This window comes from Arthrobacter sp. TJ-240 (assembly GCF_058269195.1).
This window is the reverse complement of sequence record NZ_JBZCNG010000001.1, coordinates 419,125-431,406: the sequence shown is the minus strand read 5'-3', so window position 1 is coordinate 431,406 and position 12,282 is coordinate 419,125. Positions and strand designations below refer to the sequence as shown.

Sequence of the window (12,282 nt, the reverse complement as noted above, 5' to 3'; positions counted from 1 at the left end):
TCGGGATGCGGGCACGCCACCGGATCCGGTGGCCGTACACCGAGCTGAAGGAGGTCCGACTCATGGGACTGGATGACAAGATCGGGAACAAGGGCGAAGGCCTGGGCGGCAAGGTCAAGGAAGGCCTCGGCAAGGCGAGCGGAGACGAGAGCCTCGAGGCCGAGGGCCACAAGGACCAGGCGACCTCGAAACTGAAGGACGCCGGCGAGAACGTCAAGGACGCGTTCAAGGGCCACTGACCCGCCCCGGCCGCACCTTTCGATCGAGCGGCCAGGCCACCTGAGGGAGGCGCCCGTGACGGGCCCCTCCCTCAGGCGTTCAACGGGCTCCGGGAGGGGTCGGCCCGGGCGGTTCCCGCCTATAGGCATGCGCAGGAACGGGCGGTAGTGTTCCGAGTGGCCGACGTGGTCCATGGAAGGCGGGCTGCAGTCTGTCAAACCGTCCGTTCGCAGTCTTCGCAGTCAAGGAGCAGCCGCCGTGAAGAAGCTCATCAACGACCCCAGAGCCGTGGTCAACGAGTCGGTCGAAGGATTCGGCATCGCGCATGCCGACCTCGTGGCCGTCCACCCCGATCCCCTCTTCATCACCCGCAGGGACGCACCCGTCCAGGGCAAGGTAGGTCTGGTCTCCGGGGGTGGAAGCGGCCATGAACCGCTCCACGCCGGCTTCGTGGGACGCGGCATGCTCGACGCCGCCGTGCCCGGCGCCGTGTTCACCTCGCCCACACCCGACCAGATCATCCCCGCCACCACGGCCGTCGACGGCGGCGCGGGTGTGCTGCACATCGTCAAGAACTACACGGGCGACGTCCTCAACTTCGAGACGGCCGCGGAGATGGCCGAAGCAGAGGGCGTCACCGTCCGCTCGGTCCTCGTCAACGACGACGTGGCCGTCGAGGACTCCCTGTACACGGCAGGCCGGCGCGGCGTCGGCGGGACCGTGCTCGTCGAGCGCATCGCCGGGGCCGCCGCCGAACGCGGCGACGACCTCGACGGCGTCACGGCCGTCGCCCAGCGCGTGGTCGACGGCGTCCGCTCCATGGGTGTAGCGCTCGCCGCCTGCACCGTACCGCACGCCGGCGTGCCCAGCTTCGAGCTCTCGGACGACGAGATCGAGATCGGCATCGGCATCCACGGCGAGCCCGGCCGGCACAAGATCGCCATGGAGGACGCCGACGGCATCACTCAGCGGCTCCTCGACCCCATCGCCACCGACCTCGAGCTCACCTCCGGCGACCGCACCATCGTGATGGTCAACGGGATGGGCGGTACTCCCGCCAGTGAGCTGTACATCGTGTTCCGCAAGGTCGCGCAGCTGCTGGAGGGACTCGGCGTGAGCATCGAGCGCTCCCTCGTCGGCAACTACATCACCGCGCTCGAGATGCAGGGCGCCTCACTGACGATCCTGCGGGCCGACGACGAGATGCTCGAACTCTGGGACTCGCCCGTGCACACCGCCGCGCTGCGCTGGGGGGCATGAGCATGGCGGAGGTCCTCGACACCGGCTGGGCCGTGCGGTGGATCCACGAGACCGCGCGCGTGGTCGCGGAGAACCGTGCCCTCCTGATCGACCTCGACAGGGTCATCGGCGACGCGGACCACGGGGAGAACCTGGACCGCGGGTTCAGTGCCGCCGTCACGAAGCTCGACGCCGGGGAGACACCGCCGACGCCGGCGGCGGTCCTCAAGCAGGTCGCCATGACGCTCATGTCCACCGTCGGGGGTGCCGCCGGGCCGCTGTACGGCACGGCCTTCCTGCGCGCCGCGGCCTCCCTCGGCGATGCGGCGGAGATCGACGCCGAGGCCGCCGCCGGGATGATCCGGGCCGCGCGCGACGGCATCGTCGCCCGCGGCAAGGCGGAGGTGGGCGACAAGACCATGGTCGACGCGTGGACCCCGGCCACCGAGTCCGCGGAGACCGCCGCCCACGCCGGTGCTACACCTCCGGAGGTTCTCGCCGCCGCGGCGAATGCCGCCCACGCCGGGGCGGTGGCCACAGAACCCCTCGTCGCACGCAAGGGCCGGGCCAGCTACCTCGGTGAGCGCAGCGCCGGGCACCAGGACCCCGGCGCGGTGTCCACCGCCCTGATCCTGACGGCGGCCGCGGCGGCTGCCGGGGGAGAAATCGCGTGAGCATCAGCCTCGTGATCGTCTCGCACAGCGAGAAGATCGCCGAGGGCGTCGTCGAACTGGCCGCCCAGATGGCGCCCGACGTCCTGCTCGTCGCCGCCGGGGGAGTGGAGGACGGTGCCGGCCCCGCCCGCATCGGCACGAGCTTCGAGCGTGTGCAGGCGGCCCTCGAGCGGGCATCGGCGGGGGACGGCGTGGTGATCCTGACCGATCTCGGCTCCGCGGTCATGACCGCCGAGATGGTGCTCGAGTTCCTCGAGCCCGACGCGCGGGAGTCCGTCCGCCTCGCCCAGGCGGCCCTGGTGGAGGGAGCTGTCGCCGCCGCCGTGCAGGCCCAGGGCGGCGCGTCCCTCGACGAGGTGGCCCAGGCGGCGGAGCGGGCGGTGGTGTCCATTCGTCCCGTGGAGCTCGAGCCCTTCGTGAGTCATGCCGCGGCCGCCCCGGGGCAGGCGGCACCCGCGGATACCGACAGGGCCGCCGCGGGGGCGACGGCGAGCGGGTCGTGGACGTTGCCGAACCAGATGGGCCTGCACGCCCGGCCCGCTGCCACGCTCGCCACCGGGCTCACCGATCTCGACGCCGAGGTGACGGTGAACGGCGTGGACGGCAAGTCGGTGATGCTGCTGATGAGTCTCGGGCTCGGCCAGGGCAGGACGGTGACCGTCGAGGCGAGCGGCCCCGACGCCCGGGCCGCGGTCGACTTCGTCGGGCAGGCGGTCGAGTCGGGGTTCGGCGAGCCGACCTGACCGCTTCGGGGGACGGGGGCCGCGGAGACGGGTCCCGGCGCCGGTCCTAGCCCGGCAGGCGGAGCCCGCCGTCGGCCTCCTCCGCGAGGCCGTCGGCGAGTAGACCGGCGAGGGCACGGTTGAGCTGCTCGGCGGGAGCCCGCAGGCGGTGCAGGGCGGACAGCGGATCCGGCGCCACCGGGAACCGCACCCCGTCGGCGCCCATGACGAGATCCACCGGGGCCTCCAGGAGCACGGACCGGGGCACAGGGGTGTGGGCCTCGCGCAGCACGGCGACGATGGCCCCGCGGACCTGCCGGTCCGTCCCCGCCCATGCCTGGCCCTTCGGCACGTAGTCGGGCGCCGGCCGTCCCGCGGCGACCCACGCGCACGCGTCCAGCACGGGACACGCGTCGCACAGCGGGCTCCTGGCTGTGCAGACGACTGCTCCGAGTTCCATCACGCCGGCGTTCCAGCGCACGGACAGCGCGTCGTCATCGGGCAACAGCTCGGCGGCCCGTCGGGACTCGGCGGCCGTGAGCGCCGGCGCGGGGAGGGCGGTGCCGCCGAAGAGCCGGGCGTGGACGCGGCGGATATTGGTGTCCACGACGGTCTCACGGCGGCCGAAGGCGAAGGCGGCCACGGCCGCGGCGGTGTAGGTGCCCACCCCGGGCAGCGACAGCAGCTCCTCGTAGGTCCGCGGCACCTCACCATGGTGCTCGGCCACCATGGCCGTGGCCGCGGCGTGCAGGCGGAGCGCGCGGCGCGGGTAACCGAGCCGGCCCCAGTGGCGGACGGCGGCACCGGCGGGTTCGGCAGCGAGGTGGGCCGGGGACGGCCAGCGTTCCAGCCAGTCGCGCCAGACCGGGAGGACCCGCACCACGGGGGTCTGCTGCAGCATCACCTCGCTGACGAGGATGCCCCACGGGGAGCACGAGGGTTCCCGCCAGGGCAGCTCCCGTGCGGCCCCCGCGAACCAGTCGGTGATCCGCAGGTGGAGATCGGGCAGTGGTGCTGCCGCGTGGCGTTCCTTCCCGCCGGATCCGGCGGGGCGCGCCGGATCGCCGTGCGTCGCACTGCCTGGGGTTCGGGGATGTTCCTGGATCATCGTCGTGAATACTCTATCCACCGGCGTGGTGGCCGGAGGAATGCGCGGAGCGCTCCCTAACCTTGATGGATGGAACCAACGGGCGGGCACGACGACGACCACGGCAGCAGCGGACGCACCGGCAGCAGGCGGCGGCCCAGTCCTGCTGTCTACCGTCGGCGCCGCCTGGCCGTGACCATCCTGGCGCTCATCGTGGTCGTGGCCCTCGCGGTCGGCGCCCTGGCCATCGCCGGCGTCCTCGGGCGTGGGGCGGATGCGAACGCGGACGGTTCGCCGACGCCGGAGACCGCCACGGCACCCGCGACCGAGGACCCGGCCGCAGCGACCGACCCGGCGAGACCGACGCCCGGTGCTTCCGCGACCCCGTCGCCCGGCCCCACGGCGACCCGTCCACCCAGCTCCACAGCTACCCCGTCGGCGAGGCCGTCGGCCTCCTCGAAGGCATGCGACCCCGACGACGTGGTGGTCGGGGCGGAGACCGACCGGCAGAGCTACGGACCGGACGACATCGTGATTCTCGCCCTCGTGGTCCGCAACGTCGGCGACACGGCCTGCGCCGCGAACGTCGGCACGTCCCAGATGGAGTTCCTGGTGACCAGCGGGGACGAGCGCGTGTTCTCGTCCATCGACTGCCAGCAGGCCTCGCAGGACCTCGAGCTCACCATCGAGCCGGACGCCGAGCAGCGGGCGGAGTTCGAGTGGTCCCGCAACCGCAGCATGCCGGGCTGCACAGCCGTCACGGAGGAGCCCGGGGCGGGGCAGTACACCGTGACCACCAAGCTCGGCGTCCGGAGCAGCAGCCCGGTGGACTTCACGCTCGAGTAGGGCTCACCACGCCGTGCTTCACGCTCGCGCCGGGACCGCGGACGTCACATGAAGCGGTCGAGGAGACTCGTCTCGGCGATCCGGGACAGGCCCTCGCGTACGGTCCGGGCGCGCTGCTCGCCGATGCCGTCCACGGCCATGAGGTCCTCGATGTTCGCTGCCATGAGATTCTGCAGGCCGTCGAAGTGCTCCACGAGCCGGTTCGCGACGGCGGGCGGTACCGCCTTGATGCCGGACAGCAGGCGGAAACCCTTGGGCTGTATGACGGCCTCCAGCGAGTCCAGTGACGGATTGAAGCCCAGCACGCTCGCGATGGTCCCGAGGTCGATGAGATCGGTGGAGCTGAATCCCTGCAGGGTCGCGACCCGCTCCTCGACCGGCGCCGTGCTGCTGCCGAGGTCCATGTAGTCACGGAGCACCATCTCGCTGCCCGGGCCGAGGCCCGTGGTGAGCTCCTCGACCTGCAGGGACAGCAGACGACCGTCCACGCCGAGTTCCAGCACGTACTGCGAGATCTCCTCGGAGATCCGTCGCACCATCTCCTGGCGCTGCAGCGTGACAGCGACATCGCGGACGGTCACCATCGCCTCGATCTCCAGGGCGGACAGCGAATTCGTGACCTGGTCGAGGCGCGCACGGTACCGCTCGAGCGTCGCGAGGGCCTGGTTCGCGCGGGCGAGCACGGGCTCGGAACCCTCGAGGACGAACCGGAGCCCGTCGATGTAGAGGGCGATGATCTGCATGGACTGGCTGACGCTGATCACGGGGAAGCTGGTCTGCTTGGCCACGCGCTCCGCCGTGCGGTGGCGGGTCCCGGACTCCTGCGTCTCGATGGTGTGGTCGGGTACGAGCTGGACGGCCGCGCGGAGGATCCGGCTCGCGTCCTTGTCGCAGACGATGGCGCCGTCCATCTTGGCCAGTTCCCGCAGGCGCGTGGGCGAGAATTCGATGCCGATGTCGAAGCCGCCCGAGCAGATCGAATCCACGGTGCGGTCGGAGCCGAGCACGATCAGCGCGCCCGTGCGACCCCGCAGGATCCGCTCGAGCCCGTCACGCAGCTGGGTCCCCGGGGCTACTCTGGCGAGGGTGGCTTTGAGCGAGTCCTCCGGACTACGAACCATGGCCTATCCTTTCGCCGCCCGCGCTGTCGATGGCCCGGCGCAGTCGGGCGGCCGCCGTCGAGCGTCGGACAGCGGTCAGGAGCTGCGGGATTACCCGCGCAGCCGAAGATAATACTACTGGCGCACAGGAATTCCTCCGTATCGGCGCCGTCGCAGATCGGTAACGCTCCGAGTCGACGGCACCGCGCCGACGGCGGCGGTCGCGGTCTTCCTGGCTTCCCGGTGGCTTCCCGGACGTTCTCCTAGAATCGGACGCTCTCCTAGAAGAGGAGGGCTAGCGCCTCGGCGAGGGTGGAGACCTCCCGCACGGAGAAGCCCTTCGGTACGGGACCGGTGCCACCGGGTGAGGACGGGACGATCGCATGCGTGAACCCGAGCCGCTCCGCCTCCTGGATACGTCGCCCGATGCCCGGGACGGGGCGCACCTCCCCGGCGAGCCCCACCTCCCCGAACGCGATGAGCCGTGCGGGCAGGGGGTGGTCGGTCTTGGCGGACGCGATCGCCAGGGCGACGGCGAGGTCGGTGGCGGGCTCGGTCAGGCGCACGCCACCCACCGTCGCCACATAGCTGTCGTCCTTGTGCAGGCTGACGGAGGCGCGGCTCTGCAGCACCGCGAGCAGCATGGCGACGCGCGAGCTGTCCAGGCCGCTGGTGGCCCGGCGCGGCTGCGAGTTGGGGGATTCGGCCAGCAGTGCCTGCACCTCCGCGAGGAGCGGCCGCCGGCCCTCGAGCGTCACCGTGATGCAGGTTCCCGACACCGGGTCCTTGGTGCGCGAGACGAAGAGCCCGCTGGGATCGGCGAGTCCCTCGATGCCGCCGTCCGTCAGATCGAAGCACCCCACCTCGTCGGTGGGGCCGTACCGGTTCTTCACCGCACGCAGCAGCCGCAGGCGCGAGTGGCGCTCGCCCTCGAACTGGCAGACGACGTCGACGAGGTGCTCGAGGAGCCTCGGCCCGGCGATCGAGCCGTCCTTCGTGACGTGGCCGACGAGGAGCGTGGTCATGCCGCGGGCCTTGGCCGCCCCGATGAGGGATGCCGCCACCTCGCGGACCTGCGTGACACCGCCGGCGCTGCCGTCCACCGCAGCGCTGCTGAGGGTCTGCACGGAGTCGACGATCAGCAGCGCCGGGTCGATCGACTCCACCTGGCCGAGCGCCTGGCCGAGGTCCGTCTCCGCGCTCAGGTACAGCGAGTCGGCGACGGCGTCGATCCGGTCCGCCCGCAGCTTCACCTGGGCCGCCGACTCCTCGCCGGTGACGTAGAGGACGTCCTTGCCCAGCCGGGCCACCCGCGCGGCGACGTCGAGCAGCAGCGTCGACTTGCCGACCCCGGGCTCGCCGGCGAGCAGGATGACGGCTCCCGGAACCAGCCCGCCGCCGAGGACGCGGTCGAGCTCGTCAATCTTCGTCGGCTGGAACCCGGACAGGGTGGCATCGACGTCGGCGATCCGCCGCGCCGGAGTGGTGACGGCGGCCGCGGCCGTGGTCCGCGCGACCACCTGACCCGTCTCCTCGACCGTGCCCCACGCCTGGCATTCGCCGCACCGCCCCACCCATTTCGCGGTCGTCCAGCCGCACTCGGCGCAGCGGTAGTTCGGGGCGTTGCTGCGGCTCGCGCGTGCGGCGGCGGAGGTCTTCGTGGGCATGGTTTCAGGCTACCGGCGCGCACCGACAGCATGGCCCGCCCGTTCCTATCGGGTCAGAGGCGGGGCAGGTAGTCCGCGGCGTCCTCGTGGGACAGGCCCGTGGCGCTCAGGAGGTCGACGACGAGCGGGCGCAGGAGGAGCACGAGCCCCTCGCCCTCGAGGCGGCTGATGTTGAGGGTCTCCGGGTGGAGGTCCGTGGCGACGGCCGCGAGTTCGTTGCGCGCCTGCCGCAGGTTCAGGCGCCGCTCGGCCGGATCGCCCGCCGAGAGGGCCCGGCTCAGCACGTCGACGGCGTCGGCCGTGTCCTCGAGCGACTGGCTGAGGGCCTCGATCGCCTCGTCCGTCAGCGCCGCATGGTTGATGGCCGACGTCAGGCGGCGCGAGAACACACGGCTGTTGCGGATGGCGAGGTCGATCAGGTCGATGGCGGTGCGCAGGTCGCCGAGCTCGTCACGATGGCGCCGGTACGCGGGCGAGATGCGTGCCACCTCCTGCGCGGCCTTCATGCCGCCCGTCAGGGTGTCGAGTTGGGACTGGCAGTTCCGGGCGCGGACCAGCGCGTGCCACGCCAGGGTGGAATCGCTCTGCCGGAGGGCCGAGGCACCCTCGCGGAGCACGCCGGAGAGCTCGCCCAGGAGCCCGCGCACGTTGGACTTCGGTTCGCGGCGCGGGTCCCGGGGCAGGAGTACGGTGATCACGAGCGCGAAGAGGCCGCCCACGATCGCGTCGACGCTCCGCGTGAACGGGCCGCCCTCCGGAGCGGGGAGCAGCACCACGAGCAGGGACTGGAGCCCGAGCTGCGTGGTGAAGATGGTGCCGCTGTCCAGGAACCGGGCCAGCAGGATCGAGATGAACAGCACGACGGCGGCCTGCCACAGGCCCGTACCGAAGAGGGTGAGCAGGAGATCGCCGACGGCGATGCCGAGTGTGCAGCCGATCGCCACCTCGAGCACCCGCCGGATGCGCGGGTCCCGGGAGAAACCCAGCGAGATCATCGACGACGTCGCTGCGAACAGCGGCCCGCTGTGGCCGAGGACCTGCTCGGCGAAGGCGTACGCACCCACCGCGCAGACCGTCATCTGCAGTGCCGCGACCACCGAGTTGGAACTCCGCTTGAGGCCTATGCGGGAACGCTTGCGCAGGAAGGCGAGGGTTGCGGAGACTCCCTGGCGCGGCGGCATGCCCCCAGTCTAGGAGGTGCACCGGAGCGAGACGTTCGTCTCATTCACCTGTGCGAACCGGCTGCACAGGCCAATGGCCCTGCGCTGTTCACCTTCCGTTAATGTCGCTTGGTCAGTCTCGTTACCTGCACTGCCTAGCTTCGAGGATGTACAAGAACGCGTACACCTCTACCGAGTGCCACTCGTGCACCGATGAATACATCCCTGGAAGGGGCAAAATTTCGTGAAGGCTCTTCGCTTTGGCCGCGCTGCGGCAGTTATCTCCGTAGCCGCGCTGGCGCTGACCGCTTGTGGTTCCGACAACGCCACCGGTGAGCCCGCTGCAGAGGGACCCGCGTCCTCCGCCGCCGGCACCGCTGTGTCCGGGACCCTGACCGGTATCGGCGCCTCGTCGCAGAACTCTGCGATGGAAGCCTGGAAGGCCGGTTTCGAGTCCGCCAACCAGGGCGCCATGGTGCAGTACTCCCCGGACGGATCAGGTGCGGGCCGCAAGGCCTTCCTCAGCGGCGGCGCGCAGTTCGCCGGCTCGGACGCCTACCTCAAGGACGAAGAGATGACCCAGGCCATGGAGATCTGCGGCCCCGATGGCGCCATCAACATCCCGGCCTACATCTCGCCGATCGCGATCGCCTTCAACCTCGAGGGCGTCACCGAGCTGAACCTCGATGCCCCCACCATCGCGCAGATCTTCGGCAAGAAGATCACCACCTGGAACGATCCCGCGATCGCGTCCCAGAACGAGGGCGTCGATCTCCCCGACACCCCGATCACCGTCGTGCACCGCTCGGACGAGTCCGGCACCACCGAGAACTTCGTCGAGTACCTCGCCGCCGCGGCTCCCGAGGACTGGACCTACGAGGTCAGCGGCGCCTGGCCCGCAGAACTGCAGTCCGAGAACGCCAAGGGCACCTCTGGTGTCGTCCAGACGGTCACGTCGACCGTCGGCGCCATCACCTACGCCGACGCCTCCGCTGTTGGAGACCTCGGCAAGACCAAGGTCAAGGTCGGCGAGGAGTACACGGAACTCAGCTCCGACGCGGCCGCCAAGGCCGTCGAGGTCGCCACCCCGGTCGAGGGCCGTCCCGAGACCGACATGTCCCTCGAGCTCGAGCGCGACACCACCGAGTCCGGCGCCTACCCCGTCGTCCTGGTCAGCTACCACCTGTACTGCACCTCCTACGACAGCCAGGAGACCGTCGACCTCGTGAAGGCGTTCGGCTCCTACGTCATCAGCGAGGAAGGCCAGGCAGAGGCCGAGGCCTCCGCCGGCAACGCCCCGCTGTCCGCGTCGCTCAGCGAGAAGGCCAAGGCTTCGATCGAATCGATCAAGGTCGCCTCCTAGCGAGATCCCCCGGTCCCGTCTGGTCTAATAAGGACCGGGCGGGACCGTCCGCCGTTCACGGCTGGCATCAGCAGTGACGCCCCGTCGGTCCGTTCCCGGGCCGTCACTGCACTCGAAATCGACCGCCCTGGAAGGCAGAGACGTGTCAACCAATTCGCTGAAAGCGACGATAGATCGAGGCCGCGCAGGCGACAAGATCTTCTCGGGAATCTCCCTCACCGCCGGTGTCCTGATCCTGGCAGTGCTCTTCAGCGTCGCAGTGTTCCTGCTGGTGCAGGCAGCACCGGCCTTCACGGCCGATTCCACCGAGATCACCGGCGGCAACGGCTTCACCGCGTACATCCTGCCGATCGTGATCGGCACCATCATCGCCGCGGTCATCGCGCTGATCATCGCGACGCCGATCGGTATCGCGGTCGCCCTCTTCATCTCGCACTACGCGCCGCGCCGCCTCGCACGGGCCTTCGGGTACGTCATCGACCTGCTCGCGGCCATCCCCTCGGTGATCTACGGCGCCTGGGGCTATATCGTCCTCGCGCCGCAGCTCGCCAAGGGCTACACGTGGCTCGCAGAGAACCTCGGCTGGATCCCGATCTTCGAGGGACCCGCCAGCCAGACCGGCAAGACCATGCTCACCGCCGGGATCGTCCTCGCGGTCATGGTCATCCCCATCATCACGTCGCTCAGCAGGGAGATCTTCCTGCAGACACCCAACCTCCACGAGGAGGCGGCGCTCGCGATGGGCGCCACGCGCTGGGAGATGGTGCGCATGGCGGTCCTGCCGTTCGCACGCCCCGGCATCATCAGCGCCACCATGCTCGGCCTCGGGCGCGCCCTCGGCGAGACCATGGCCGTGGCCCTGGTCCTCTCACCGGGTGCTCTCGTCGCGAGCCTCGTCAAGACGGGCAATCAGACGATCGCGGCCGAGATCGCCCTGAACTTCCCGGAGGCCTTCGGCCTGCGCCTCAACGAGCTGATCGCGGCGGGCCTCGTGCTCTTCGTCATCACGCTGATCGTCAACATGATCGCCCGCTTCATCATCACGCGGCACAAAGAATTCTCGGGAGCTAACTAATGGCAGCGAACCAGACCCTGCAGCGTCGCCAGTCCCAGCTCACGCGCGGTCACCTCCCCTCCTACGCCGTGTGGGTGGTCCTCGCGGCCGCCGTCATCCTCGGTGCGGCGCTCTCCTCCCTGATCGGATTCAGCGTCATCGGCTGGGCGGTCATCTCCGCCGTCGTCTTCGTCATCGCGGCCACCATCGTCACCGCCGTCGGCGAGGGCGAGCGCAAGGCCAAGGACCGGCTCGTCACGTTCCTCGTGTACGGGGCCTTCCTGATCGCGCTGCTGCCCCTCGTCTCGGTCCTCTGGACGGTCCTCGAGCGGGGCCTCCCCGGCCTCAACTACAACTTCCTGTTCACGTCGATGAACGGCGTCACGGGAGCCGTGGACAACCAGGCCGTGGAGAACGGCACGCCCGTGCTGGGCGGCGCCTACCACGCCGTCCTCGGCACGCTGCAGATCACCCTCTGGGCGACGCTCATCTCCGTGCCCATCGGCCTGCTCACCGCCATCTACCTGGTCGAGTACGGTGCCGGCAAGAACCTCACCAAGGCGATCACGTTCTTCGTGGACGTCATGACCGGCATCCCCTCGATCGTGGCCGGCCTGTTCGCCGCCGCCCTGTTCGCGCTCCTGTTCGGACCGGGCACCCGCACCGGGTTCGTCGCCGCCGTCGCCCTGTCCGTCCTCATGATCCCCGTGGTGGTCCGCTCCACCGAGGAGATGCTGAAGATCGTCCCGAACGAACTCCGCGAAGCCTCCTACGCGCTGGGCGTCCGCAAGTGGCGCACCATCACGAACGTGGTCATCCCGACGGCGATCTCCGGTATCGCCTCTGGCGTAACCCTCTCGATCGCCCGCGTGATCGGCGAGACCGCCCCTATCCTTGTAACGGCGGGATTCGCCAGCTCCATCAACTGGAACGTCTTCAGTGGCTGGATGAGCACGCTCCCCACCTTCATCTACTACCAGATCCTCACGCCGACCTCCCCGACGGCGCCCGATCCGAGTACACAGCGCGCCTGGGCCGCAGCGCTCCTGCTGATCCTCATGGTGATGCTCCTGAACCTGGTCGCCCGGTTCGTCGCCCGCATGTTCGCCCCCAAGACCAGCCGCTAAGCGCCCGCGGTACCTCACCCGAAG

At 70.2% G+C, this 12,282-nt stretch carries 12 protein-coding genes; 8 read left to right on the top strand and 4 right to left on the bottom strand.

Annotated features, from left to right (window positions below; translation table 11 throughout):
- Nucleotides 1-62 precede the first annotated feature (62 nt).
- From AC4D2C_RS02065 to dhaM, 4 genes are all read left to right on the top strand, one after another.
- Nucleotides 63-239 (top strand): CsbD family protein, encoded by a 177-nt coding sequence (locus AC4D2C_RS02065; protein ID WP_490904933.1) that lies wholly within the window; start codon nucleotides 63-65, stop codon nucleotides 237-239.
- A 238-nt stretch (nucleotides 240-477) separates the two neighbouring features.
- A complete protein-coding gene (dhaK, locus tag AC4D2C_RS02060; RefSeq protein WP_490912018.1) occupies nucleotides 478-1,479 on the top strand; it encodes a dihydroxyacetone kinase subunit DhaK in 1,002 nt (333 codons plus the stop codon).
- Nucleotides 1,480-1,481: 2 nt separating this feature from the next.
- Complete coding sequence (dhaL, locus tag AC4D2C_RS02055) at nucleotides 1,482-2,132, top strand: dihydroxyacetone kinase subunit DhaL (RefSeq protein ID WP_490913012.1); 651 nt, start codon at nucleotides 1,482-1,484, stop codon at nucleotides 2,130-2,132.
- Nucleotides 2,129-2,875 (top strand): dihydroxyacetone kinase phosphoryl donor subunit DhaM, encoded by a 747-nt coding sequence (gene dhaM, locus AC4D2C_RS02050; protein WP_490912016.1) that lies wholly within the window; start codon nucleotides 2,129-2,131, stop codon nucleotides 2,873-2,875. Before dhaL ends, dhaM begins: the two co-directional genes overlap by 4 nt.
- 46 nt (nucleotides 2,876-2,921) lie before the next feature.
- Here dhaM and AC4D2C_RS02045 read toward each other — a convergent pair whose 3' ends face one another.
- Nucleotides 2,922-3,962, bottom strand: a complete 1,041-nt coding sequence (locus AC4D2C_RS02045) for an HhH-GPD family protein (protein ID WP_490912015.1) — start codon at nucleotides 3,960-3,962, stop codon at nucleotides 2,922-2,924.
- 69 nt (nucleotides 3,963-4,031) lie between these two features.
- Here AC4D2C_RS02045 and AC4D2C_RS02040 point away from each other — a divergent pair, with 69 nt between their 5' ends.
- Complete coding sequence (locus tag AC4D2C_RS02040) at nucleotides 4,032-4,787, top strand: hypothetical protein (RefSeq protein WP_490912013.1); 756 nt, start codon at nucleotides 4,032-4,034, stop codon at nucleotides 4,785-4,787.
- Between the two features lie 44 nt (nucleotides 4,788-4,831).
- On the opposite strand, the gene disA is transcribed toward AC4D2C_RS02040, so the two are convergent.
- The 3 genes from disA to AC4D2C_RS02025 form a co-directional block, all read right to left on the bottom strand.
- Nucleotides 4,832-5,908: a DNA integrity scanning diadenylate cyclase DisA gene (gene disA / locus AC4D2C_RS02035; protein ID WP_104048530.1), complete on the bottom strand. Its 1,077-nt coding sequence runs from the start codon at nucleotides 5,906-5,908 to the stop codon at nucleotides 4,832-4,834.
- 260 nt (nucleotides 5,909-6,168) lie between these two features.
- Complete coding sequence (radA, locus tag AC4D2C_RS02030) at nucleotides 6,169-7,554, bottom strand: DNA repair protein RadA (protein WP_104048531.1); 1,386 nt, start codon at nucleotides 7,552-7,554, stop codon at nucleotides 6,169-6,171.
- 53 nt (nucleotides 7,555-7,607) lie between these two features.
- Entirely contained in the window at nucleotides 7,608-8,735 is a 1,128-nt protein-coding gene (locus AC4D2C_RS02025; RefSeq protein ID WP_490912011.1) for an FUSC family protein, read from the bottom strand.
- Nucleotides 8,736-8,958: 223 nt separating this feature from the next.
- On the opposite strand from AC4D2C_RS02025, the gene AC4D2C_RS02020 reads away from it, so the two are divergent.
- From AC4D2C_RS02020 to pstA, 3 genes are all read left to right on the top strand, one after another.
- On the top strand, nucleotides 8,959-10,077 hold the full coding sequence (locus AC4D2C_RS02020; protein ID WP_490912009.1) for a phosphate ABC transporter substrate-binding protein PstS: 1,119 nt from the start codon (nucleotides 8,959-8,961) through the stop codon (nucleotides 10,075-10,077).
- 142 nt (nucleotides 10,078-10,219) lie between these two features.
- On the top strand, nucleotides 10,220-11,152 hold the full coding sequence (pstC, locus tag AC4D2C_RS02015; protein ID WP_490912008.1) for a phosphate ABC transporter permease subunit PstC: 933 nt from the start codon (nucleotides 10,220-10,222) through the stop codon (nucleotides 11,150-11,152).
- A complete protein-coding gene (gene pstA / locus AC4D2C_RS02010) occupies nucleotides 11,152-12,258 on the top strand; it encodes a phosphate ABC transporter permease PstA (protein ID WP_490912006.1) in 1,107 nt (368 codons plus the stop codon). Before pstC ends, pstA begins: the two co-directional genes overlap by 1 nt.
- Nucleotides 12,259-12,282: the final 24 nt, after the last annotated feature.